The 24,349-nt window shown below is 73.5% G+C and carries 20 protein-coding genes; 13 read left to right on the top strand and 7 right to left on the bottom strand.

Annotated features, from left to right (window positions below; genetic code table 11):
- Positions 1-11: 11 nt before the first annotated feature.
- Genes nuoL through nuoN form a run of 3 tightly spaced genes read left to right on the top strand, consistent with a single transcriptional unit; the run spans position 12 to position 5,198 of the window.
- On the top strand, positions 12-1,952 hold the full coding sequence (nuoL, locus tag EF903_RS01360; protein ID WP_125540751.1) for an NADH-quinone oxidoreductase subunit L: 1,941 nt from the start codon (positions 12-14) through the stop codon (positions 1,950-1,952).
- A gap of 1 nt (position 1,953) precedes the next feature.
- Positions 1,954-3,546, top strand: coding sequence for an NADH-quinone oxidoreductase subunit M (locus EF903_RS01355; RefSeq protein WP_125540750.1), 1,593 nt, complete (start codon positions 1,954-1,956; stop codon positions 3,544-3,546).
- Complete coding sequence (nuoN, locus tag EF903_RS01350) at positions 3,543-5,198, top strand: NADH-quinone oxidoreductase subunit NuoN (RefSeq protein ID WP_125540749.1); 1,656 nt, start codon at positions 3,543-3,545, stop codon at positions 5,196-5,198. Before EF903_RS01355 ends, nuoN begins: the two co-directional genes overlap by 4 nt.
- A 59-nt stretch (positions 5,199-5,257) precedes the next feature.
- Here the strand turns inward: nuoN and EF903_RS01345 are convergent, their stop codons facing one another.
- Both EF903_RS01345 and fahA read right to left on the bottom strand, forming a co-directional pair.
- Positions 5,258-5,851, bottom strand: a complete 594-nt coding sequence (locus EF903_RS01345; protein WP_125540748.1) for a Uma2 family endonuclease — start codon at positions 5,849-5,851, stop codon at positions 5,258-5,260.
- 166 nt (positions 5,852-6,017) lie between these two features.
- Complete coding sequence (fahA, locus tag EF903_RS01340) at positions 6,018-7,241, bottom strand: fumarylacetoacetase (protein WP_125540747.1); 1,224 nt, start codon at positions 7,239-7,241, stop codon at positions 6,018-6,020.
- A gap of 141 nt (positions 7,242-7,382) precedes the next feature.
- Between fahA and EF903_RS01335 the strand changes: the two genes are divergently transcribed.
- Positions 7,383-8,201 carry an HAD family hydrolase gene (locus tag EF903_RS01335; protein ID WP_125540746.1) on the top strand — a complete coding sequence of 273 codons (819 nt, stop codon included), beginning with the start codon at positions 7,383-7,385 and terminating at the stop codon, positions 8,199-8,201.
- A 74-nt stretch (positions 8,202-8,275) separates the two neighbouring features.
- On the opposite strand, the gene EF903_RS01330 is transcribed toward EF903_RS01335, so the two are convergent.
- Entirely contained in the window at positions 8,276-10,303 is a 2,028-nt protein-coding gene (locus EF903_RS01330) for a CocE/NonD family hydrolase (protein ID WP_125540745.1), read from the bottom strand.
- 367 nt (positions 10,304-10,670) lie between these two features.
- Here EF903_RS01330 and EF903_RS01325 point away from each other — a divergent pair, with 367 nt between their 5' ends.
- From EF903_RS01325 to tnpB, 4 genes are read left to right on the top strand one after another with little or no spacing between them, the layout of a single operon-like run.
- Complete coding sequence (locus tag EF903_RS01325; RefSeq protein ID WP_114053681.1) at positions 10,671-11,681, top strand: polyprenyl synthetase family protein; 1,011 nt, start codon at positions 10,671-10,673, stop codon at positions 11,679-11,681.
- 58 nt (positions 11,682-11,739) lie between these two features.
- Positions 11,740-11,955 carry a hypothetical protein gene (locus tag EF903_RS01320; protein WP_125540744.1) on the top strand — a complete coding sequence of 72 codons (216 nt, stop codon included), beginning with the start codon at positions 11,740-11,742 and terminating at the stop codon, positions 11,953-11,955.
- 26 nt (positions 11,956-11,981) lie between these two features.
- Entirely contained in the window at positions 11,982-12,566 is a 585-nt protein-coding gene (locus tag EF903_RS01315; RefSeq protein ID WP_125540743.1) for an IS607 family transposase, read from the top strand.
- Positions 12,563-14,020, top strand: coding sequence for an IS607 family element RNA-guided endonuclease TnpB (tnpB, locus tag EF903_RS01310; RefSeq protein ID WP_125540742.1), 1,458 nt, complete (start codon positions 12,563-12,565; stop codon positions 14,018-14,020). The genes EF903_RS01315 and tnpB overlap by 4 nt, the downstream gene beginning before the upstream one ends.
- A 266-nt stretch (positions 14,021-14,286) precedes the next feature.
- Here tnpB and EF903_RS01305 read toward each other — a convergent pair whose 3' ends face one another.
- Positions 14,287-16,173 carry a DUF11 domain-containing protein gene (locus tag EF903_RS01305; RefSeq protein WP_125540741.1) on the bottom strand — a complete coding sequence of 629 codons (1,887 nt, stop codon included), beginning with the start codon at positions 16,171-16,173 and terminating at the stop codon, positions 14,287-14,289.
- A gap of 319 nt (positions 16,174-16,492) precedes the next feature.
- On the opposite strand from EF903_RS01305, the gene EF903_RS01300 reads away from it, so the two are divergent.
- The 3 genes from EF903_RS01300 to EF903_RS01290 all read left to right on the top strand — a co-directional run bounded on the left by EF903_RS01300 (position 16,493) and on the right by EF903_RS01290 (position 18,436).
- Positions 16,493-17,698 (top strand): DUF2092 domain-containing protein, encoded by a 1,206-nt coding sequence (locus tag EF903_RS01300; RefSeq protein ID WP_125540740.1) that lies wholly within the window; start codon positions 16,493-16,495, stop codon positions 17,696-17,698.
- Positions 17,699-17,819: 121 nt separating this feature from the next.
- Positions 17,820-18,023, top strand: a complete 204-nt coding sequence (locus tag EF903_RS01295) for a plasmid partition protein ParG (RefSeq protein ID WP_114053686.1) — start codon at positions 17,820-17,822, stop codon at positions 18,021-18,023.
- Positions 18,020-18,436 carry a hypothetical protein gene (locus tag EF903_RS01290; RefSeq protein WP_260614694.1) on the top strand — a complete coding sequence of 139 codons (417 nt, stop codon included), beginning with the start codon at positions 18,020-18,022 and terminating at the stop codon, positions 18,434-18,436. The genes EF903_RS01295 and EF903_RS01290 overlap by 4 nt, the downstream gene beginning before the upstream one ends.
- Before the next feature lie 15 nt (positions 18,437-18,451).
- Here EF903_RS01290 and EF903_RS01285 read toward each other — a convergent pair whose 3' ends face one another.
- From EF903_RS01285 to EF903_RS01275, 3 genes are all read right to left on the bottom strand, one after another.
- Entirely contained in the window at positions 18,452-19,768 is a 1,317-nt protein-coding gene (locus EF903_RS01285; RefSeq protein ID WP_125540739.1) for a M28 family metallopeptidase, read from the bottom strand.
- 215 nt (positions 19,769-19,983) lie between these two features.
- A complete protein-coding gene (locus tag EF903_RS01280) occupies positions 19,984-20,241 on the bottom strand; it encodes a GntR family transcriptional regulator (RefSeq protein ID WP_125540738.1) in 258 nt (85 codons plus the stop codon).
- Positions 20,242-20,363: 122 nt separating this feature from the next.
- Positions 20,364-21,923, bottom strand: a complete 1,560-nt coding sequence (locus tag EF903_RS01275) for an IucA/IucC family protein (RefSeq protein WP_125540737.1) — start codon at positions 21,921-21,923, stop codon at positions 20,364-20,366.
- 122 nt (positions 21,924-22,045) lie between these two features.
- On the opposite strand from EF903_RS01275, the gene EF903_RS01270 reads away from it, so the two are divergent.
- A complete protein-coding gene (locus EF903_RS01270) occupies positions 22,046-23,590 on the top strand; it encodes an IucA/IucC family protein (protein WP_125540736.1) in 1,545 nt (514 codons plus the stop codon).
- 11 nt (positions 23,591-23,601) lie between these two features.
- Positions 23,602-24,312 (top strand): class I SAM-dependent methyltransferase, encoded by a 711-nt coding sequence (locus tag EF903_RS01265; protein ID WP_125540735.1) that lies wholly within the window; start codon positions 23,602-23,604, stop codon positions 24,310-24,312.
- The last annotated feature ends 37 nt before the right edge of the window (positions 24,313-24,349 follow it).

Below are 24,349 nucleotides of genomic sequence, written 5' to 3'. Positions count from 1 at the left end.
GGGCGTACACAGTGGAGAATCTGATTGCGCTGCTCGTGGCGGCGCCCCTGCTCGGAGCGGCGGTGCTGCTGTGCGGCGGCCGGCGCCTCGACAGGGCCGGGCACTGGCTCGGGACCCTGCTCGCGGCCGCCTCGTTCGGCATCGGCGCCGCCCTGTTCGCCGACATGCTGGGACGCGGCGCCGACGACCGGACCATGCGGCAGCACCTGTACAGCTGGATCCCGGTGGAGGGCTTCCAGGCGGACGTCGCCTTCCAGCTGGACCAGCTGTCGATGACGTTCGTCCTGCTCATCAGCGGGGTCGGCACGCTGATCCACGTGTACTCGATCGGGTACATGGAGCACGACGAGCGCCGCCGCCGCTTCTTCGGCTACCTCAACCTCTTCCTCGCGGCGATGCTGCTGCTGGTCCTCGCCGACAACTACCTGCTGCTGTACGTCGGCTGGGAGGGCGTCGGCCTCGCCTCGTACCTGCTCATCGGCTTCTGGCAGCACAAGCCCAGCGCGGCGACCGCCGCGAAGAAGGCCTTCCTCGTCAACAGGGTCGGCGACATGGGCCTCTCCATCGCGATCATGCTGATGTTCACCACCTTCGGCACGTTCGCCTTCCGGCCGGTGCTGGCCTCGGCCGGCGAGACCTCCGAGGGCATGCTGACCGCGATCGGGCTGATGCTGCTGCTCGCCGCGTGCGGCAAGTCGGCGCAGGTGCCGCTGCAGTCCTGGCTCGGGGACGCGATGGAGGGCCCGACGCCCGTCTCGGCCCTCATCCACGCGGCGACGATGGTCACCGCCGGCGTGTACCTGATCGTCCGCTCCGGCGCGATCTTCAACGGCGCGCCGGACGCGCAGCTCGTCACGGCGATCGTGGGCGCGGTCACGCTGCTCTTCGGTGCCGTCGTCGGTTGCGCGAAGGACGACATCAAGAAGGCGCTGGCCGGTTCGACGATGTCGCAGATCGGCTACATGGTCCTCGCGGCCGGCCTCGGCCCGATCGGCTACGTCTTCGCGATCATGCACCTGGTGACGCACGGCTTCTTCAAGGCCGGCCTCTTCCTCGGCGCCGGCTCCGTCATGCACGGCATGAACGACGAGGTCGACATGCGCAAGTACGGCGGCCTGCGCCGCTACATGCCGGTCACCTTCGTCACGTTCGGCCTCGGCTACCTCGCCATCATCGGCTTCCCCGGCCTGTCCGGCTTCTTCTCCAAGGACCGGATCATCGAGGCGGCCTTCGCCAAGGGCGGCACCGAGGGCTGGATCCTCGGCTCGGTCGCCCTGCTCGGCGCGGCGATCACCGCGTTCTACATGACGCGGGTAATGCTGATGACCTTCTTCGGGGAGAAGCGCTGGCAGCCCGCGCCCGACGCGGACGCCGCCGCGGACGTGGAGCCGTCCGCCGGTCACCGCTCCGGCGAGATGCCGCACCCGCACGAGTCCCCGAAGTCCATGACCGTCCCGATGATCGTGCTGGCCTTCGGCTCCGTCTTCGCCGGCGGGTTCTTCGCCATCGGCGACCGGTTCCTGAACTGGCTGGAGCCGGTCACCGGGTACGAGCACGGGCACCCGCCGGTCAGCGCCCTCACGGTCACCCTGGCCACCATGGCGGTCCTCGTCGTGGGCGTCACGATCGCCTGGGCGATGTACGGCCGCCGGCCGGTCCCCGTGACCGCCCCGCGCGGCAGCCTGCTCACCCGGGCCGCCCGCCGCGACCTGCTCCAGGACGACTTCAACCACGTCGTGCTGGTGCGCGGCGGGGAGCACCTGACCCGCTCCCTCGTGTACGTCGACCACAGCCTGGTCGACGGCGTGGTCAACGGGACGGCGGCCTCGGTCGGCGGCCTGTCGGGCCGGCTCCGCAAGCTCCAGAACGGCTACGCCCGCAGCTACGCGGTCTCGATGTTCGGAGGGACGGCGATCCTCATCGCCGCGACCCTGCTGATGAGGGCGGTGTGAGATGGATTTCCCGCTTCTGACGGTGACGGCCGCGGTGCCCGCGGCCGGCGCGGTCCTCACGGCGGCCGTCCCGGCCGCCCGCCGGACCGCCGCCAAGTGGCTGGCGCTGCTGTTCTCGCTGGCCACGCTCGCCCTCGCGGGGCTCGTCGCGGCCCGCTTCGATCCGGGCGGCGAGCGCTACCAGCTCACCGAGTCCCACGCGTGGATCGCCGACTTCGGGGTCCGCTACGAGCTGGGCGTCGACGGCATCGGCGTCGCACTGATCGGGCTGACCGCCCTGCTGGTGCCGTTCGTCATCGCCGCCGGCTGGAAGGACGCGGACCCGCTGGAGACCCGGTCGCCGCGGTGGCGGCCCACGCAGGGCTTCTTCGCCCTGATCCTGCTGGTCGAGGCGATGGTGATCATCTCGTTCGAGGCCACCGACGTCTTCCTCTTCTACATCTTCTTCGAAGCCATGCTCATCCCGATGTACTTCCTCATCGGCGGCTTCGGGGACCGGGCGCACGCCGGGACCGACGAGAACGCCGCCGCGCAGCGCTCGTACGCGGCGGTCAAGTTCCTCCTCTACAACCTGGCCGGCGGCCTGATCATGCTGGCCGCGGTGATCGGCCTGTACGTGGTCGCGGGGAACTTCTCCCTCCAGGAGATCACCGCCGCCCGCGCCGCGGGCACCCTGGACATGGCGACCAACACCGAGCGGCTGCTGTTCCTCGGCTTCTTCTTCGCCTTCGCGGTCAAGGCGCCGCTGTGGCCGCTGCACACCTGGCTGCCGAACGCGATGGGCGAGGCCACCGCGCCGGTCGCCGTGCTGATCACCGCGGTCGTCGACAAGGTCGGCACCTTCGCGATGCTCCGCTTCTGCCTCGGCCTGTTCCCCGAGGCGAGCAAGTGGGCCACTCCGGTGGTCCTCGTCCTGGCGCTGGTCAGCATCGTCTACGGCGCGCTCCTCGCGGTCGGGCAGCGGGACATCAAGCGGCTGATCGCGTACGCGTCGATCTCGCACTTCGGCTTCATCATCCTGGGCATCTTCGCGATGACGTCCCAGGGGCAGTCGGGCGCGACGCTGTACATGGTCAACCACGGGCTGTCGACGGCGGCGCTGATGCTGGTCGCCGGGTTCCTGATCTCCCGGCGCGGCTCGCGGCTCATCGCCGACTACGGCGGGGTGCAGAAGGTGGCGCCGGTGCTGGCCGGCACCTTCCTGATCGGCGGCCTGGCGACGCTGTCACTGCCCGGACTCGCGCCGTTCGTCAGCGAGTTCCTCGTCCTGGTCGGCACGTTCTCCCGGTACCCGGTCGCCGGCATCGTCGCCACCTTCGGCATCGTCCTCGCCGCGCTGTACACGCTGGTCCTGTACCAGCGGACGATGACCGGGCCGGTGAAGGAGGAGGTCCGGCGGATGCCGGACCTGCGGCCGCGCGAACTCCTCGTGGTGGCCCCGCTGATCGCCCTGCTGATCGGGCTGGGCGTGTACCCGAAGCCGCTGACCGAGATCGTCAACCCGGCGGTCGAGCACACCATGTCCGACGTGAAGCAGAAGGACCCGAAGCCCGAGGTGGCGGTCGGGGCCGAGAACGGGGAGGCGGGCCAGTGAGCACCGCAACTGCTGCCCACGGCCTGTGGGCGCTCGCCGCGCAGGCGCCGGTGGACCGGATCCCGGCCCCGCACATCGAGTACGCGCAGCTGTCGCCCACGCTGATCGTGGTGGGCGCGGCGATCCTCGGCATCCTCGTCGAGGCGTTCGTGCCGCGCCGCGGCCGCTACCCGGTCCAGGTGTTCCTCGCCGTCGCCGCGCTCGCCTCCGCGTTCGCGGCGGTCGTCGGGCTCGCCGTCAGCGGTCACGCGGGGGAGAAGGCGCAGATCGCGGCGATGGGGGCCGTCGCCGTCGACGGCCCGGCCCTCTTCCTCCAGGGGACGATCCTGCTGGCGTCGCTCGTCGCGGTGTTCACGTTCGCCGAGCGGCGCCTGGACCCGGCCGCGCACGGCAACCGGGTCGACTCCTTCGCCGCGCAGGCGGCGTCCGTACCGGGAAGCGACAGCGAGAAGGCCGCCGTGAAGGCGGGCTTCACCACCACCGAGGTGTTCCCGCTGGCGATGTTCGCCGTCGCCGGCATGCTGATCTTCCCGGCGGCCAACGACCTGCTGACGCTGTTCGTGGCCCTGGAGGTCTTCTCGCTGCCGCTGTACCTGCTCTGCGCCGTGGCCCGCCGCCACCGGCTGATGTCGCAGGAGGCCGCGGTGAAGTACTTCCTGCTGGGCGCCTTCTCGTCGGCGTTCCTCCTCTTCGGCATCGCCCTGCTCTACGGCTACGCGGGCTCCGTCTCGTACGCGGCCATCGCCGACGTGGTCGACGGCACCGTGGCCCACATGGACCCGGCGCTCGCCGACACCATGGGCAACGACGCGCTGCTGCTGATCGGCGGGGCGCTGGTGCTGACGGGGCTGCTGTTCAAGGTGGGCGCGGTGCCCTTCCACATGTGGACCCCGGACGTCTACCAGGGCGCCCCGACGCCGGTGACCGGCTTCATGGCCGCGGCGACGAAGGTGGCCGCGTTCGGTGCGCTGCTGCGCCTGCTGTACGTGGTGCTGCCGGGTCTGCGGTGGGACTGGCGGCCGGTGATGTGGGGCGTGGCGATCGTGACGATGCTGGCCGGCGCGGTGATCGCGGTGACACAGACCGACGTCAAGCGGCTGCTGGCGTACTCGTCGATCGCGCACGCCGGGTTCATCCTGGCCGGTGTCATCGCGACGTCGGCGGAGGGCGTCCAGTCGGTGCTCTTCTACCTGGGCGCGTACGCGTTCGTCACGATCGGCGCGTTCGCGGTGGTCACGCTGGTCCGCGACGCGGGCGGCGAGGCGACCCACCTGTCGAAGTGGGCCGGGCTGGGGCGGCGTTCGCCGCTGACGGCGGCGGTGTTCGCGGTGTTCCTGCTGGCCTTCGCGGGCATCCCGCTGACCTCCGGGTTCTCCGGGAAGTTCGCGGTGTTCAAGGCGGCGGCGGAGGGCGGCGCGGGAGCGCTGGTCGTGGTCGGCGTCATCTCGTCCGCGATCGCCGCGTTCTTCTACATCCGGGTGATCGTCCTGATGTTCTTCAGCGAGCCGAAGGCGGACGGGCCGACCGTGGCCGTGCCGTCGCCGCTGACCATGACGACGATCGCGGTCGGCGTGGCGGTCACGCTGGTGCTGGGCCTGGCGCCGCAGTACTTCCTGGACCTGGCGGGGCAGGCGAGCACGTTCGTGCGCTGACCCGTCGGGTGGACGCGCCGGGGCCCGGCTCCCTTCGGGGAGCCGGGCCCCGGTGTGTTTCAGCTCCAGTGGTCCGAGGTGATGTCGGTGAGGTCGGTGTCGACGGGGAAGGGGACGGACAACCTGAGGCGGTCGTGGAAGATGCCGGTACTGGTGTAGGCGCCGGTGGCCGGCTCGCGTTCGAAGACGTACACCACGGCGCGGCCGTCCTGGTTCTCGACCCGCCAGAAGTGCCGGATACCAGCGCGGGCGTATTTGACCGGTTTCGTCTCGCGGTCGCGGGTGACGCCGCCGGGGGAGACCACCTCGACGGCGAGCAGGACCGACTCGGCAGGGAGGCGGGTCTGGTCAAGGTCCTCCACCTCGTCCCCGGGCACCACGATCACGTCCGGTTCGGGGCGGTTCCAGCGGTCGATGTCGATGGTGAACTCGCGGAGGACGTCGAAGCCGTCCGGGGCCGCGGCGCTCAGCTGCTGTTGGAGGAAGTCCACTGCGAACACGTGGAAGAGGTTTTGCCGGGTCGCGAAGACCAGGCTGCCGTCGATCAGCTCCGTGTGCGGAGGCAGGTTCGGAAGCGTGTCGAGGTCGTCCGCGCACCAGCCGCCGTCAGGAGGGCGCGGCCAGGGGTATTCCGGGTCCGTCGGTGCTTCCACGGGCGGAGTCTCGAGCCCGGGGGCGGACCGCTGCCGGGAAAACCGCGGGTGTCCACCCGCACGGGTGGCCGGGGTCCCTGCGTGTTGACCGTGCCGCGGTCATCGGCGGAGGGCATATGTGCCTGCCGTCCGGCGGGGCAGGACGCCGCCCCGCCGGACGGGGACGTCAGCGGGAGGCGGTGATGCGGCCCGTGACCTCGCCCAGGCCGACGCGGGTGCCCCCCGGGCCCGGGGCCCAGGCCGTGAGGGTGACCGTGTCGCCGTCCTCCAGGAACGTCCGCTTGCCGTCGGCGAGCTCGATGGCGTCGCGGCCGTTCCACGTCAGCTCCAGCAGGGAGCCCCGCTGGCCGACCTCGGGGCCGCTGACGGTGCCGGAGCCGTACACGTCGCCGGTGCGCAGGGAGGCGCCGTTCACCGTCATGTGGGCCAGCTGCTGCGCGGCGGTCCAGTACATCGTCGCGAACGGCGGGTGCGCGACCTCCTGCCCGTTGAGGGAGACGGTGATGTGCAGGTCGAAGCCGCCGGGCCGGTCGGCGTCGGCGTCGTCGAGGTAGGGCAGCAGCGGGAAGTCGCGGGCCGGCGGCGCGGTGCGGGCCGCGTCCAGGGCCTCCAGCGGGGTCACCCACGCCGAGACGGAGGTGGCGAAGGACTTGCCGAGGAAGGGGCCCAGCGGGACGTACTCCCAGGCCTGGATGTCCCGCGCGGACCAGTCGTTGAGGAGGAAGAGGCCGAAGACGTGGTCCTCGAAGTCGCCCAGCGCGACGGGGCTGCCCGGCTCGGAGGGGGTGCCGACCAGGAAGCCGACCTCGGCCTCGATGTCGAGCTTGACGGACGGGCCGAAGACCGGCGCCGGGTCGGAGGGGGCCTTGCGCTGCCCGGAGGGGCGGACGACGTCCGTGCCGGAGACGACGATGGTGCCGGAGCGGCCGTGGTAGCCGATCGGCAGGTGCTTCCAGTTGGGGGTCAGCGGCTCGCCGTCGGGGCGGAACATGCGGCCCACGTTGGTGGCGTGGTGCTCGCTGGCGTAGAAGTCGACGTAGTCGGCGACCTCGTAGGGCAGGTGCAGGGTGACCGCGTCCAGCGGCAGCAGGTGCGGCTCCACGGCCTCCCGGTGGCCGGGGTCGGTCACCCAGGCCGTCAGGGCGCGGCGCACGTCGCGCCAGGCGGTGCGGCCGGCGGCCAGCAGCGGGTTCAGCGAGGGGTGGCCGAGCAGGCCGGCGTACGGGGAGCCGAGCGCCTCGGCGGCGGCCCCGGCGTCGAGCACGTGCCCGCCGATGCGCACGCCGATCCGGCGGCGGCTGTCGCCGCCGGTGGAGAAGACGCCGTACGGGAGGTTGTGCGGCCCGAACGGGTCGCCCTCGGGGACATCGAGGGGGCTCTGCTGGGGCATGGGGTACTGCCTCGCTTTCGATGCGGCCCGGGGGGTGTCCCGGGGGCTTGTTGACACGTTACGTGGCTGGTGGGGCCTGCGGGAGGCCGGATTCGGGCGCTATTTGTAGGACTTGTCCAATGGGGTCCGTATCCTTGCGCCGTGACTTCCGCCCCGCTTTCGGCCCTCCCCTTCTCTCTGATCGCCACTGATCTGGACGGGACCCTGCTGCGCGCCGGAGACACCGTCTCCGCCCGCTCGTACACGGCGCTCGCGACGGCGCGCGCTGCGGGCGCACAGCACATCATCGTCACGGGGCGCCCCGTACCGCAGGTCCGCCATGTTCTTGACAGGTTGGGATATACGGGGCTCGCGGTGTGCGGGCAGGGCGCGCAGTTGTACGACACGGCGCGCGGCGCCCTGCTGCACTCCGTCGAGATGGACCGGGAGCTGGCGGAGGTGGCGCTCGGCAAGATCGAGGCCGAGATCGGCGAGGTGTACGCGGCCGTCGACCAGGAGGGGGTCGACGCGGCGATGCTGATAGGGCCCGGCTACCGGATGCCGCACCCGCACCTGCCGACGGTCCGGGTGGGGCGGCGCGCGGACCTCTGGGCGGCGCCGATCACGAAGGTGCTCCTGCAGCACCCGGAGCTCGACGACGACGAGCTGACCCGGCTCGCCCGCGGGGTCGTCGGGCACATGGTCAACGTGACGATGGCGGGGGAGCACACGGTCGAGCTCCAGCCGCCGGGGGTGAGCAAGGCGAGCGGGCTGGCGCTGGCGGCCGAGCTCCTGGGCGTCGGGGGGCCGGGCACGATCGCCTTCGGGGACATGCCGAACGACGTCCCCATGTTCGAGTGGGCCGGGTACGGGGTGGCCATGGCCGACGCCCACCGCGAACTCCTCGCCGTCGCCGACGAGGTGACGCTGTCGAACGAGGACGACGGCATCGCGGTGGTGCTGGAGCGCCTCTACGGCTGATCCCTCCGGCGGGCGGCGCGCGGTGGAAGAAGGGCGGCGCGCGGCGCGCGCCGGGCGCCGCCGGGCGCGCGGCCTCAGCCCGCCGTGCGCGGGTGGCTCCGGCGCCAGGTGCGGTGGAAGACGGCCTCCCCGCCCTCCCGGCACAGCAGCTCGTCCTCCGTGTGGAAGGCGTCCGCGTCGCAGGAGGTCTCCGAGCGGGCCTCCACCACGGTGTCCCAGCCGAGGTCGGGCCGGTGCAGCCGGATCCGCCACGTGCAGCGGACGCGGGCCGACAGGGCGTCGCCGTCGCGGATCCCGTACTCCTCGTCCGCGTCCTCGGCGTACTCCAGCCCGTCCGGGTGGATCCTGCGCCACTCCGGCCGGGGCGCCGCCTGAAGCCGCCACGTCCCCGCCGCGACGTCCCGGACGACCCGCCGCGGCGGGCGCGGCGGGTCCAGGGTCTCCGGGACGACGGCCCCGAGCGGCGGCGCCTGCTCGGGCGGCGCGAAGCCGACTCCGGCGTCGGCCGGCGGCGCCGGGCCGCGGACGGGCAGGACCAGCGCGCTGCCTGCCGGGTCCAGCGTCCAGCCCGCCTCCGAACCGGCCCGCGGCCACAGCCACGGCCAGTACGCGGAGGAGAGGGCGAGCCGGATGCGGTGCCCGGGCGGGAACGCGTACGCGGCGGCGCCCAGGTCGAAGACGACGTCCTCGTACGCGCCGGCAGGCCACGGCACCGCCTTCTCCGGGCCGAGCCGCGCGGACAGGTTCAGCGCGCCGCGCGTGACCAGAGTCGAGGAGCCGTCCGGGGCGACGTCGCACAGCCGGGCCGCCACCTGCCCGTGCGGGACGTCCATCCGCAGCCGCAGCGTCACCCGCGGCCGGCCCAGCACCTCCACCGGCTCACCGGCCGCGACGGGGAACTCGAAGCACGCGGACTTCGCGTCCTCCTCCCGCTGGTCGGGCGGCAGGTCGGCGTCGTCGCCGCGCGGGACGAACCGGCCCGCGTCCAGCCCGGTGTGCTGCGGCGAGGCCACCTCCACCGGCTCGCCCCGCAGCGCGTACGTGACCGGCGCGACGCCCGGCGGCGGCCAGGCGGACTCGCCCGCCCACCTCCCCGGCAGCTCCCCGTACGCGGTGGCCGGCGGGCGGGCGGCGCAGATCCAGGCCCGCAGCAGCGGCTCGTCCATCACCCCGTTGGCCGCACCCCGCAGCCAGTGGTCCCACCAGCGCAGGGTCTCCTGAAGGAAGCCGATCGCCGGACCCGGCGGCAGCCCGCGGTCGGGGTAGGCGTGCGGCCAGGGGCCGAGCAGCCCGCGGACCCGGCCGGCCGGCAGTCGGGACACCAGCCGCAGCACGGTGTCCCGGTACGGGTCGTGCAGGCCGCCCACGGCGAGGACGCCCGCCCGGACGGCTGCGGGGTCCTCGCAGAGGCCGCCGTGCGCCCAGTGGGCGTCCCGGGTCTGGTGGGCCAGCCAGGTGCGGGAGGGCGGTTCGAGCGCGTCCAGCCGCGTCAGCCACTGCTCGCGCCAGTCACCGCCGGCGTACCGGGGGTCCGGGGGCCGGGCGGCCAGGGCGAGCAGCGCCGCCGACCCGGCGTGGCCGTCCGCGGCGACCACCGAGCCGCCCAGGTAGGGCGCGGCGCCGCCGAAGCCGTCGTCCGCCGCGCACACCGCGACCACCGCGCGCAGCGCGTCGGGCGCCAGGGAGGCGATCCGCAGGGCCAGCGCGCCGGCCCAGGACATGCCGAACATCCCCACCGCCCCCGTGCACCACGGCTGCGCCGCCAGCCACCGCACCACCGCGACCCCGTCGGCGGCCTCCGGGCCGTCGCCGCCCCGGGCGTACGGCGCGTACGGGCCGCCGGGCACGCCGCCGCTGCAGCCGTGGCCGCGGACGTCCACCCGGACCGAGGCGTAGCCGTGGCCCGCGTACCACGGGTGGCGGCGGGCGTCGCGGGGAGCGGTGCGGTCGGTCAGCCGGTGCGGCGCGTACTCCAGCAGGGCGGGCACCGGCTCCGGGGTCACCGGGCGCCAGATCCGGGCGTACAGGGGGATCCCGTCGGGCATCGGGATCCGGACATCTTCGCGCGCCGTCCCGTACGGGAAGTCGGTGCGGACGCTCATACGGGGGCCTCCTGCGGACTCGCGGCCGCCGCGGGGCCGCGGTGCGGTCGGCGAGCCGTCCGCCGGCGGTGCGGGCGCGCGGGACCATGGGGGCGGAGGCCGGGGTGTCCGGCTCCCGCGGGCGCCGGCTCCGCGGGCTCCCCGGGCTCCGCCGTGTCGATCGCGGGTCTGGGCAAGGCGTGCGCTCCGGTTTCTTTCGGCTTTTTCCGAACATACCGGTATGGATCGGGCAGCGCGGGGGTGGCGGCGCGACGGGTGCTCTCCGTGATCGAAATCAGACCGGATACGCTGGCTTGAGTGATGGCAGCGACACATCGACAATCCAGGTGATCGTCAGCGTGATCGTCAGCAGACAGGAGTACCCCTCGTGACCGTCGTCGGGCCGTTCGGACTGAGCGTGCGGGACCAGGCTCTCGAAGCCGATGTCCAGGCCGGACTGGCCGCCGTCGAGGCGGGTCTGCTGGAGGCCACCAAGAGTGAAGTCCCCTTCATCACCGAGGCCGCGCAGCACCTGGTCAAGGCCGGCGGCAAGCGGTTCCGGCCGCTGCTGGTGATGCTCGCCGCCCAGTTCGGCGACCCGTACGCGCCCGGGGTCGTCCCCTCCGCGGTGGTCGTCGAGCTCACCCACCTGGCCACGCTCTACCACGACGACGTCATGGACGAGGCGGACGTGCGCCGCGGCGTGCCCAGCGCCAACGCCCGCTGGGGCAACTCGGTCGCCGTCCTCACGGGTGACTTCCTCTTCGCCCGTGCCTCGCACATCCTCGCCGACCTCGGCCCCGAGGCGGTGCGCATCCAGGCCGAGGCCTTCGAGCGCCTCGTGACCGGCCAGATCCTGGAGACGGCCGGCCCGCGCGACGGCCGCGACCCGGTCGCCCACTACCTCGACGTCATCGCCGGCAAGACCGGCTCGCTGATCGCCGTCTCCGGCCGGTTCGGCGCCCTGATGTCCGGCGCCGACGACTCCGTCGTCGACATCCTGACCCAGTACGGCGAGCGCCTCGGCACCGCCTTCCAGCTCGCCGACGACGTCCTCGACATCGCCTCCGACTCGCACGAGTCCGGCAAGACCCCGGGGACCGACCTGCGCGAGGGCATCCCGACGCTGCCCGTCCTGCTGCTGCGGGAGCGGGCCGAGCAGGGCGGCGACCCCGCCGACCTGGACCTCGTACGCCTCCTCGACGGCGACCTCGCCGACGACGCCCGCCACGCCGAGGTCCTCGCCCGGCTGCGGGTCCACCCCGCGCTGGAGCAGGCCCGCCGCGACACCGTCCGCTACGCGCAGGAGGCCCGGGCCACGCTCGCCCCCCTGCCGGAGTGCTTCGCGAAGTCGGCCCTGGAGGAACTCTGCGACGCGGTGGTCCACCGCGCGGGCTAGCTCCGCGGCAGCGCCTACCGTGGATCACACGGGTACGCGCCCGGGTGGAGGGAGCCTCATGAGGCCCGACGTCGTTGTCCGCATCCCCGAGGAAGCCCGTGACCGGCTCGCCGCAGCGGCGGCAGGGGAGGGCATGTCGCTGCGCGCCTACCTGGTCCGGCTCGCGGCAACCCTGCCCGTCCCGCAGGAAGGAGCCGTGCGGGCCGAATCGGCCGACGTCGCGTCGGGGGTGAAAGCTGCTACAGGTTTCCTAGTCATTCGTAATCACCTCTAGTCGAATATCTTGCGTACGTTGGTTCTGTGAAGCTTTCGGAGTGGGCCCGACAGCAGGGCGTGAGCTACCAGACCGCGTGGCGGTGGGTGAAGGACGGGAAGATGCCCGTCCCGGTCCGCCAGGCGCCGTCTGGGACGTGGCTGGTCGATGAGCCCGCTCCGGCCGCCGTCATGGAGGCGGGGCTGGTTGTCGCGTACTGCCGTGTCTCGTCTGCTGACCAGAGGGCCGATCTTGAGCGGCAGGTGGCCCGGGTCGTGGCGGGCGCGAACGGGCTGGGCCTGGCCGTGGCCGAGGTCGTCACCGAGGTTGGCTCGGGTCTGAACGGCCGGCGCCGCAAGCTGCACCGGGTGCTGTCCGACCCGCAGGCCGCGGTGATCGTGGTCGAGCACCGCGACAGGCTGGCCCGGTTCGGCGTCGAGCACCTCGAAGCGGTCCTGTCGGCGTCCGGGCGGCGCCTGGTCGTCCTCGACCCCACAGAGACCGCCGATGACCTCGTACGGGACATCACCGAGGTGCTCACCTCAATGTGCGCGCGCCTGTACGGGCGGCGGGCCGCGAAGAACCGGGCCGCACGCGCGGTGGCCGTGGCGACCGGCGAGGACGCCGAGTGAAGAAGTTCCGCCCGCAGCCGGGTTTCCAGGTGCAGGCGTTCCGGTTCGCCCTGGACCCGAACGCCTCCCAGGAGACAGCGCTGCGCTCGCACTGCGGTGCCCCGCGAGCCGCGTACAACTGGGCAGTCGGCTGGGTGACCGCCTCCTGGTGGCAGCGCAAGGCGGAGGAGACCTACGGGATCGCCGAGGCCGGGCTGACCGAGTGGCGGCCATGGTCGCTTCCGTCGCTGCGGAAGGCGTTCAACGAGGCCAAGCACACCGACTCCCGGTTCGCCGGGTGGTGGGAGGAGAACTCCAAGGAGGCATACTCCACCGGTCTCGCGAACGCCGCCGCCGCTTTCGACAACTACGCGAAGTCCAAGCAGGGCAAGCGGCGCGGCAGGCGGATGGGTTCGCCTCGGTTCAAGTCGAAGCGGAAGGCGCGTCTGGCCTGCCGGTTCACCACCGGCACCATTCGCGTGGACACCGGCGGCCGGCACGTCACGCTGCCCCGCCTCGGCATGATCCGCACCCACGAACCCACGGTGAAGCTCCTCGGCCGCGTCCAGGCCGGCACGGCCCGGATCCTGTCCGCGACCGTCCGGCACGAACGCGGACGCTGGTTCGTCTCCTTCCAGGCCGAGGTGAGGCGCGACCTGGTCCGCGTCGCCCGGCCGGATGTCGCGGTCGGCATCGACCTCGGCGTGAAGACTCTCGCGGTCATGGCCGACAGCACCGGCGAGATCCGCACCGTCACCAACCCGAAGCACTACGACGCCGCGCTCAAGCGGCTGCGCCGCGCCTCCCGGACCATGTCCCGGCGCCGCGGCCCCGACCGCAGGACCGGACAGAAGCCGTCCCGCCGCTGGGAGAAGGCCAACGCCCAGCGGAACAACGTGCACCACCGGGTGGCGAACCTCCGCGAGGACGCCCTCCACAAGCTCACCACCGCCGTGACCGCCGAGTACGGCACCGTCGTGGTCGAAGACCTCAACGTCGCCGGCATGCTCCGCAACCGGCGCCTGGCCCGCCGGATCGCCGACGCCGGATTCGGCGAGATCCGCCGCCGGCTCGCCTACAAGACCCGCCAGCGCCACGCCACCCGCCTCGTGGCAGCCGACCGCTGGTACCCCTCCTCCAAGACCTGTTCCGGGTGCGGCGCGGTGAAAGCCAAGCTGCCGCTGCACATCCGGACGTACGAATGCGACGCCTGCAACCTGGTCATCGACCGGGACGACAACGCCGCGCTCAACCTCGCCGCCCTCGCGGTGGCCTGCACCACTGGTACCGGAGTGGCCGGAGACCAGGACACCGCCCCGGCGGCGTCGAATCCTCGTGGAGCCGACCGTAAGACCCGCGCTACCCGCCCCCGCCGCAAGGCGGAGGCGGGGCGGGCAGGTGGCGCAACCCTGCCGCACCAGCAGCAGACGGAAACGAGAGACCGTACTCAAGCCGAAGCCCTCACGCTTTGGTGATGTGACGGACCTTCCGGGCCGGAATGCCCGGAATGCTGAGACCTGACTACGGCTCCGCAACGGAATGGAGCGGCTGCGCGCCACCGCCCCCCGCCGAGGAGGAACTCGACAGCGAGATGGACCGCCGCCTGGCCCGTGCGGCCGCCCGATGAGTGGCGCCGGGCACATCGCCCCGGACGACACTTCGCGTTTTGCCTGCTCGATCTGACGCCCTGACAGGGAGCGGGCCCCCGGGCCGTCGTGCGGTCCGGAGGTCCGACGGGGCGTCAGCTGCAGGGCGGGATCGCGGAGTCGGCCTGGGCGTGGCGGGCGGGGATCCAGCCGCGGCCGTCGGCCAGGCGGTACCAGACCGGGTTGCCCTCGACGTCCTCGCCGTTCGTCTGGCAGATCACCGACGTGTGGGCGTGCGCCTTGAGCGTGCCGGTGGGCTCCTGGTCGCTGCCCGGGCCGCTGTGGATCTTCACCGGCTTCTTGGACGCGATCTTCACCTTGTGCCGCTCGACGTGCGAGCAGTCGTCCTTGCAGGGGCAGGCCACGAGGGTGACCCGGTTGCTCGTCGTGGTCACCGTCGTGCCGTCGGGGCCCCGGCCGGTGGCGGTCGCCGTGTTCTTGATGCGGCCGGCCTTCACGTCGGCCTCGGTCGTCGTGTAGGTGGCGGTGCAGGTCATGGACGCCGCCGGCGCCAGGGTGGTGGCGGGGCAGGTGACCGGCGGGGTCCCGGGACCGTTGTCCGTGAGGTGGATGCCGCTCACCGGCACGGTGCCCGTGTTCGTCACCTCGAAGGTGTAGTGCAGGACCTCGCCGGCCTTGGTGAAGGCGCTCTCCTCGACGTCCTTGCGGATCCGCAGCCTCGGCTCGGCGGACGTGACGGGCACGGTGACCGTGCACCTGCCTGCCGCGGTGCAGGTGCCGCCTTGGGAGGTGGGGGTGACGGTGTTGCGGAGGCGGTGGTCGCCGGCGGCGGGCGAGTCGACCCGGACCTGGTAGGTCACCGTGGCCGTGGCCCGGGCGGCCAGCAGTCCGCTCCAGGTCAGCGTACGGCCGTTCAGCTCGGCCGTTCCCGTCGACGCGTTCACCGAGCCCGCGACCACGGCGCCGTCGTCGAGGATGCCGGACAGGTCGTCGCTGAAGGCGGCGTTGGCCAGGACCTCGCCGGTGTTGGCCACCGTGACGGTGTAGGAGACGGTGTCGCCGGGGTCCACCGGCCCGGCGGTCGACGCGGCCTTCTCCACCGTGTACGCGGGCTCGGGGCACTGCCCGGCGTCCTGGAGCGCGGTGGCCCCGAAGAAGGGATTGCCGGTCGCCTCGACGACGGTGACCGGCAGCGGCTCCGTCGACTCAGCCGTCGGCAGCCCGGTGAGCCGGTAGATGTCCCCCGCCGAGCCGAACGCGTACACGCTGCCGCCGGACAGTGCGCCCCCGAACATCTGGGGGATCGTCCCGATCTGGGTCACGGTGTTGTCCGGGTGGATGCGGAACACCGCGGACGGGGCACTCGGCCGGCCCGCGGGTGAGGCGAAGGCCAGGACGTCGCCGTCGGCCAGGGTCAGGAAGTCGCCCGCGGAGACGAATCCGGCGGGGAACGCGTACGGCGCCGCGGTGCTCGCGCCGGTGGCCGGGTCGATGAGGAAGATCTGGTGGGTCCCGAAGGAGCCGGCGATCAGCATGCCGTCCGCCCGCGCCGTCAGGCCGTTGACGGCGGACGAGCCCTGCGCGCTCAGGTCCGCGATCGGACCGGTGACCGGCACGCTCGCGGTCTCCGCCCCGGTCACCGGGTCGAGGGTGTACAGCGTCGTGGACCCCGCTCCGGGGAAGTCGACCCCGTACAGCCTCGTGCCGTCCGCGCCGAAGGCGATGTCGCCGTAGTCGCGGACCGCCGCGGTGGAGGAGAGGACGTTGCCCTCCGTGTCGTACTGGATGAGCCGGCGGGCGGTGCCGCCGGTGTTCGCCCACAGCGGGCCGGGGGGACAGTCCGCGAGCGCCGTCCGGGCGCCGGCGGCCGAGGCGCCCGCCACCGCATGCCGGGCCGGGGTCGGCCGGGCTGCGGCGGCCTGAGCGCCCAGCAGCGCTCCGGTGCCCGTCAACCCCAGGACCAGAGCGACGGCCGAGGCCGTCAGCCGGTGCCGCGTGGCACCTCGTGGGAGCAGGGTCATCAGTCCTCCACTTCTCGCTGCGGCGCCGCGCCGGCGCCGCGCCCGGCCCGCCGTCCGCCGGTGGGCCGGTGGCGATTTACTCACGCCGTAAGCCGCGAAGAAGACATATGACACATAAAAGGATCATCAGCACCCGCGTGGAGTACCGGGCCCCCCGCCCCCTACGGGTGGGGGAGGGGAAGCCCGCGCCGTGTCATCCCCTGGGCGTACGCGTAGTTGAGTCCGAGGGGTGACGCCCCGGACCCCGCCCGTTTGGTCCTATGGAGACACCCCACCGGCAGCGACGAAGAGCCCCCGTAGACGAAGAGGCAGGGCAGACATGGCAACGAACGACAAGACCCGCAAGGCCGCCCGGTACGCCGTACCGGTCGCGGTGGCGGGTGTGGCCGCCGCGACCGTGGCGATGGTCCCGGCCTTCGCGAACGCCGGCAGCCCCGAGCTGCCGAAGGTGACGGCCCAGCAGCTGATCGAGAAGATCGCCGCGTCGGATGTGCAGCAGTTCTCCGGCAGCGCGAAGATCACCACGGACCTGGGGCTGCCGTCCTTCGCGAGCGGCCTGCTCGGCGGCGGCGGGGGCGTCGCGGGCGGCTCGGCCGACCCGCAGGAGAAGCTCGCGCAGCTGGCGAACGGCACGCACACGCTGCGCGTCGCGGCCGACGGCCCCGACCGCCAGAAGCTGACGTTCGTCGACGGCAAGGACGAGTACAGCCTGATCCACAACGGCGCCGAGGTCTGGGCCTACGACAGCAAGGCCAACGAGGTCTGGCACGAGAAGGACGCCGGGGCGGGCGGGGCGGCCGGCCGGGACCGCCACAAGACGGCCGACCGGGCCGGTGCCTCCCCGCAGCAGGTGGCCAAGGAGGTGCTGGAGGCCGCCGGCCCGACCACCGAGGTCAGCGTCGGCGAGACCGCCCAGGTCGCCGGTCGCGACGCGTACCAGCTGGTCCTCAAGCCCAAGCACGGCGGCTCGACCCTCTCCTCCGCCAAGATCGCGGTCGACGCGCAGAACGGCGTGCCGCTGCGCGTCCAGGTGCTCTCGGCCGAGGGCGGCAAGCCGATCCTGGACGCCGGCTTCACGAAGGTCGACTTCGCCAAGCCCGCCGCGGACACCTTCGCCTTCACCGCGCCCAAGGGCGCCAAGGTCACCGAGGGCACGCCCGGCGGCCGCGGCCCGGGCGGTGAGAAGGAGTTCAAGGGCCTGGAGTCCTTCCCCGGCCTGGAGGCCGTCACCGGCGGCGCCGGTGCCGAAGGCCCCTCGAAGGTCATAGGCGAGGGCTGGTCGGCGATCGCCCGGATCGACACCGGCGCGGGCCGCGGCCTGAAGGACATCGAGAACGACAAGAACGCGCCGAAGGAGGCCAAGCAGTTCCTGGACTCCCTGGGCGACAAGGTCAAGGGCTCCTTCGGTGAGGGCCGCGTCTTCTCCACCCGCGTGGTCAACGCCCTGATCACCGACGACGGCCGCGTCTACGCCGGTGCCGTCACCAAGGACGCCCTGCTGAAGGCGGCGAACGCCGACAGGTAGCCGGCAGCGGCGGCCGTACGGGCCGCGCGGCGCGCACCGGGGGTGGGCGGGGCCTGTGTCCCCGCCCACCCCTGGCCCGTTCCGGTCCCGCGTACAGCGGGGCCGCTGTACCGTGTCAGGCATGTCGAGACACGTCACCATCCGCCTGGACGAGGAGTTCCACGACCGCCTGAAGGCGCGAGCGGCGGCCATGGGGACGACGGTCACCGCGCTGATCACCGAGGTCACGGAGCGGGAACTCGACGAGGACCGGAGCAACTTCCTCTCCGGAATAGAGGAGTTCGCCGTCCACTGGGGCTACTTCCAGGAGCGGTTCGGCAATTGAAGATCACCATGGAGTGGGCCTGGACCGCTCTGGCCCACCATCTGCCGTCGGATCCCGCCGTGTGGGATCCCTCAGGGGTGGCCGCAGCCGTCGCCCGCCACCAGAACGACCTCGTCCTGGTGCCCGAACAGCCCGCCCCGGACACCGCGTGGCGGGCCGCTGCGTTCCTGCACACCCTCGCGGTGTGCCCGGCGCTCGAATCGCCGATGAACGAGTTCTACGCGGCCGCCGCCACCCGCTCCTACCTGCGCGTCGCCGGGGCCAAGCAGCTGCCCTCGCCCGAGGAGCTCGGCGACCTCGTGGAGGCGGCGAAGCTGGGCCGGGCCGACGTCGGTGCCGTGGCCGAGGAGCTGCGCGCCCTCATCCGGGAGCCGCTCGACGCCTCCCCGGGGCCGCGCGGCGGGGAGGCGTAGAGCGGGGGGACTGCGTCAGAAGGTGATCTTCCAGCTGTTGACGTAGCCGACGTCCTGGGCGGCGGCGTCCTTGACCCGGAGGTTCCACACGCCGTTGGCCGTCTCGGAGGAGGCGTTGACCGTGTAGGACCCGACGAGGTTGTCGGCGCTGCCGCCGCTGCGGTTGTGCAGGTTGTAGACGCTGCCGTCCGGGGCGACCAGGTCGACGACGAGGTCGCCGCGGTAGGTGTGGACGATGTTGACGTCCACCTTGGTGGTGGCCGGCGCGTTGCCCGCGACCCCCGACACCGTGATCGGCGAGTTCGCCGCGGAGCCCGGGTAGTCGGGGATGTTCACGTCGGCGGTGTTCTCGAACGACGGGCCCGGCGGGACCGGGGTGGAGGCGCCCAGGTGCCAGATCGCGTAGGCGATGGCGTCGCTGTTGCGGTCCAGGGCGGTGTCGTTGATGGCCGAGGTGGTGTCGCAGGAGGAGTGGTAGCAGCGGTCGAAGGCCTGGCCGGCCGTGCCGCCCCACTTCTGGGCCTGCGCCGAGGTCTTGGTGCGGCTGGCGCCGGTGAACAGGCCGCCGACCGGGATGCCGACGTTCTTGAAGGAGGCGTGGTCGGAGCGCCCGTCGCCCTCGGTCTCGATCTCCGTCGGGATGCCGATGCCGGAGAAGTAGTTCTTGAAGGTCTGCTCGATCGCCGGGTCGTCGTCGTAGACGAAGTAGCCCGCGTTCGAGGAGCCGATCATGTCGAAGTTCAGGTACCCGGAGAACTTCGCGCGCTCGGCGGACGGCAGGTTGTTGACGTAGTGCTTCGACCCGACCAGGCCGAGCTCCTCCGCGCCCCACCAGCCGAACCGCAGGTGCTTGGTGGGCTGCAGCTGGGCGCGCGAGACGGCCAGGGCGGCCTCCAGGACGGCCGCGGATCCGGAGCCGTTGTCGTTGATGCCGGGCCCCGAGCTGACCGAGTCCAGGTGCGCGCCGGCCATCAGCACCGAGTCGGGGTCGCCGCCGGGCCAGTCGGCGATCAGGTTGTAGCCGGTGGTGCCGTTGTACGTGAAGGTCTGCAGCGTGGTGGTGAAGCCGGCCGCGTCCAGCTTGCCCTTCACGTAGTCGATCGAGGCCTTGTAGCCGGCCCTGCCGTGGGCGCGGTTGCCGCCGTTGTTGGTGGCGATCGTCTGGAACTGCGACAGGTGGGCCTTGACGTTGGCCAGCGGGATGTCGGGCGGCGTGGGGGCCGCGGCCGCCGCTGTCGGTGAGGCGTGGGCGGCGGGCGCGGTGGCGGCGAACAGGCCGGCGAGCGCGAGCGCGGTCGCGGCGGCAAGACGCCTGGAGACGGACAGGCTCATGTGGGGGCTCCGGGGATTCCGTTGGGGATTGAACGGAACGTGCGGGGATGGCGCGAGTGAGCAGTCGTGCGTCAGTGCGAGCCCGATGTTGAGTGAGGGTATGACCATCCGTCAAGACCGCGATCCGGTCAGGGTCGTTCGGAAAACGGACGATCCCCGTCACGCGGGTGGCGTGACGGGGATCGTGGGGGCCGTGGGGCGCGGGAGGCGCCGTCCTACGCGCGCTCGGGCGCCGGGGCGGCCGAGCGGGTGCCGCGGCGCTCGGTGACGATCAGGCCGTCGTCGCGCAGCTGCTGGAGCGCGGCGCGGACGGTCTGCCGGTTGACGCGGTACCGGGCGGCCAGGGCGCGCTCGGAGGGGAGTCTGCCTCCGGGGCCTTGGGCGGCGCCCTGGAGCTCCTGCCGCAGCGCTGCGGCGATCCGCTGGTACTTGGGCACGGCGGCCGGGCCGCCGTCCCGCGGGGACGAGGACATGGCTTCTCCTCTGACGGTCGGTCAAGGATTGCGCGGTCCCCACCAACGTAGCATTGGTCTATACCTCTTGGTGAGGCGGGAGAGGGGCCCCGCCTCCACCTTGGCCGGATCCCGCCGCCCTGCTACTTCCCTTCCGCCAGCAGCGGGTTCGGCAGCGGGATGTAGCGGGCGTCCGCGCCGTCGGCGCGGGTCCACCGCAGCAGCAGGTTGGTCTTCGCCGGCAGGGACGGCGCCGTCAGCAGCTCCGCCGCCTCGGGCAGGCCCCGTTCGGCCGCCTGCCTCCGGAACTCCTCGCGCACCGCCGGCCACACCGCCCCGGCAGCCCGGGGGTGCGCCTCCGCGAGCGCCGCCCCCACCCCGCCCAGGTGGTTGACGACCAGGCAGTAGACCAGCCGCTGCCAGGCGGCCGCGCGGTCCCCCTCCGCCGGCAGCTTCACGCCCTCCGCGTCGCGGAACAGGGCCTGGACGGGCATGCCGTGCGCGTCGAACGCGACCACGGTGTTCTGCGCGTGCGCCTCCAGCACGACGCCGTGCCGGGCGAACAGCTCCAGCGCCGGCGGCACGACATGGCGCAGATACGCCCGCCACCAGGCCTCCGGGTCGGCCGCGGCGGCCAGCGGACTGCCCTCGTACCCCTCCGCGAGGGCCGCCGCGAGCACCGGCGCCGCGCCCGGCACGAGGTGCTGCCGCAGCCCGTCGCGGACCAGCACCGCCAGCTCCTCGAAGGCGAACACGGCGGTGCGGTAGCCGCGGTCGGACAGCCAGGCCGCCGACGAGCCGGCCCGGCGCAGCGCCTCGAACCCGGCCCGGGCGGCCTCGTCCGTGCGGCGCAGCTTCACCAGGTCGTGCCGCCACAGCCGGCGGACGTCGTTGGTGATCCGCACGTCGAGGCTGAACTTCACGAACAGGTCGCCGGGCCCGCCGCCGGGCCCGCCTCCCCCGGGCACGTACAGGGTGCGGACCGAGGCGGTCGGCCACGCCGGCAGGCGGCTCTCGCCCAGCCGCAGCAGCCGCCCGTCGGCGAACGCCGCCCGCACCGCCGGCGACCCCGAGACCAACTCCAGCTGCCACGGGTGGGCGGGCAGCAGGCGGTAGCCGGCGGGCGGGCGCGGCCCGTCCAGGAGGCCGGCCAGCGCGTCGACCGCGCCGGCCGCGGCGGCCCCGCCCTCCTCGGCGGCCTGGTCCTCGCGCAGCGCGAGGAAGACGAGCGGGAACCGGCCGTGCGCCTCCGGCGCGTACGGCAGCCAGCGGGCCGCCGGCGCCCCGCCGCGGGCCTTGGGGGCCGGATGGTGGGGGTGGCCCATGACGAGGGCCTGCTCGGAGCGGACGTACGCGTCCTGCGGCGGCTCGGCGGCCCGGCGGGCGGCCAGCAGCGCGGCCACGGCGGCGCGGCTGTCGGCGATCTCGACGGGCAGCTCGTCGTTCGGAACGCCCGTGTACCGGTACAGCTCGTCGGCGGTGAGCTTCACCAGCTCGCTGTGGGTGAGGCACCGCCATCCCTCCGGCGTGCGCAGCTCGGGGCGCACGGGCCGGCGGCCGCCGCGGACCCGCAGCAGCCGCCCGGTGGCGCGCAGCCGGTGGACACCTCCGCCTTCGGGGTCGGCCGCCTCCCTGAGCAGGCAGTTGAGCAGGGGGGCTGCGGAGAGTTCGTCGGCTGCGGCGTTGAGGTCCACGGATTCCATTCGGGTCCATCCTGTGTGCCGGAGGTCCGCTGCGCGCGTCCCCGGCCGTGATCTTCAGTATCCGCGATGATGACGTGATCACCACAACGTCCCGTGAGAGGAACAGGGTGTCGCACCCCAGCATGAACCTCCCCGATTCCCCGGCCGAGGAGGCCGTCTCCGCCGAACTGGCCGAGGTGCGCCCCGACCTGGTCGCCGCGTACGGGGCGGCGCTCGGCGGCGCCCGGGCCGCCGTGCTGACCCGGCTCTGGCGGGCCCTGGCCGCCGAACCCCTGCCGTGGGTGGTGCGCCGCGAGCGGGGGCCCGGCGGCACGGCCGTGCTGCTCGCCGACGGCCGGCGCCTGGAGGGCCCGCCGGCGGACCCGTACGCCACCGCGCCGCACGTCACCGGGCTCCGCCTCGACGGGTCGGTGTTCTCGCAGGCGGGACGGCTCGTGAGGGCGCTGGGCGTGCCGCACGGCGAGGCGTTCGCCGCGGAGCTGGACGACAGCACGGCCTCGCTGGCGCTGTCCCTGGCCGACCGGCCGGAGGGGCCCGAGGAGGCACCGGCGGCCGCTTGGGAGTGGGAGCAGCGGATCGTCGACGGCCACCCGTACCACCCCAACTGCCGATCCCGTCCCGGTTTCACGGTGGCCGAGCAGCTGGCGTACGCGCCGGAGCACCGGCCGGTCGTGGAGCTCGCCGCGGTGCCCGTGCCGGCCGCGGAATGCCTGGTCACGGGCGAGTGGCCGGCGCGGCTGCGCCAGGGCGGCCGGATCCTGCTGCCCGTGCACCCGTGGCAGGCCGAGCACGTCCTGAAGCAGGCGGACCGGGTCCCGCTGCCGGGCGCCGCGGCCCACCACCCGCTGATGGCCCTGCGCACCCTGAGCCCGGTCGGCGGCGGGCCGCACGTCAAGACCGCGCTGAGCACCCGGCTCACCTCCTCCGTCCGGGACATCTCCCGCTACTCGGTGGAGACGGCCGCCGCGGTGTCGGCGTTCGCCCAGGAGCTCGCCGCCCGGCTGGACGGGCGGCTGCACTTCACCCGGACGCTCGCCGCGGTCACCGCCCACGGCCCGGACCTGGCCGCGGTGCTGCGCGAGCCCCCGGAGGCGTACGCGGACGCCGCGGCCGGCGAGCAGGTCGTGCCGGTCGCGGCACTGGCCATCGCCCCGTTCGCCCGATCGGCCCACTGGCAGGCCCGCTTCGCGCGCCTCGCGCTGCCGGTGTGCCTGCGGGTGCTGGAGCTGGGGGTGGCCCTGGAGGCGCACGGGCAGAACCTGCTCGTCGTCCTCTCCCCCGGCGGGGAGCCGCTGCGGCTGGTCTACCGGGACCTCGCCGACGTGCGGATCAGCCCGGCCCGGCTCGCCCGGCACGGCATCGCGGCGCCGCCGGTCGCGGGCCGGCTGGTGACCGACGACCCGGTCGCACTGCGCCGGAAGCTGTTCGGCTCCCTCGTCGCGGGCGCCCTCGCGGCGACCGCCGGCTCGGCGGAGGCCCTCGGCCGGGTCCTGGCCGCGGCGGCACCGGAGCTGCCCGCCACGGACGACACGGCGGCGCTGCTGGCGGACCCGCTGCCGGCGAAGGCCCTGACCCTGATGCGGCTGAGCCCGGAGGTCCCGGGCGACCGGTGGACGGCCCTGGACAACCCCCTTGGGGGGGGTGAGCGGGCAGTCCGGGCGGGCTAGTCTCCGGGGGCATGAGCGAGACCGCGTACCTGAGCTCCGTACGGGCGTCCTACGACGCCGTCGCCGTCGACTGCGCCCGGCTGCTCGGGACGGCCCTGGACGGCAGACCGCTCGACCGGGCCCTGCTCGCGGCGTTCGCCGAATCGGTACGGGCCGGGGCACCGCGGGGGGCGGCGGGCCCGGCGGTCGCGGACCTCGGCTGCGGGCCGGGCCGGATCACGGCGTACCTGAACCGGCTCGGGGTGCGGGCGTTCGGCGTGGACCTCTCGCCCGCCATGGTGGCGGTGGCGCGGCGGAGCCACCCGGGGCTGCGGTTCGAGGTGGGCGCGATGGGCGCCCTGGACGCGGCGGACGGCGCCCTCGGCGGGGCCGTGGCATGGAACTCCACCCTGCACACCCCGCCGGAGGAACTCCCGTCCCTGTTCGGCGAGTTCGCCCGTGTCCTGGCTCCCGGCGGGCACCTGCTGCTCGCCTTCGGGGCGGGCGAGGGCCTGGTGCGCCTCGACCGCGCCTACGGTCACGCCGTCGACCTGACCGTCCACCGCATGCAGCCGGACCGGGTCGCCGAACTTCTGTCCGAGGCCGGGCTGGCGGAGTCGGCCCGCCTCGTCCGGCAGCCCGAGGCCGGCGAGGACTGCCCGCAGTGCTTCCTCCTGGCCCGCAAGGCCTCCCCCGCCGCTCGGACCCCGTCCGGCGGATCCGGGCCGGGGCCGCGTCCCTGATCCGCCGGACGGGACCCGGCCGGCGGGCCGCCGTACG

Origin of the sequence: Streptomyces sp. WAC05292 (genome assembly GCF_003949955.1) — a bacterium.
GTDB classification, from domain to species: Bacteria; Actinomycetota; Actinomycetes; order Streptomycetales; family Streptomycetaceae; genus Streptomyces; species Streptomyces globosus.
Note: the sequence above shows the minus strand (reverse complement) of the source record. Positions and strands in the feature narration are given on the sequence as shown.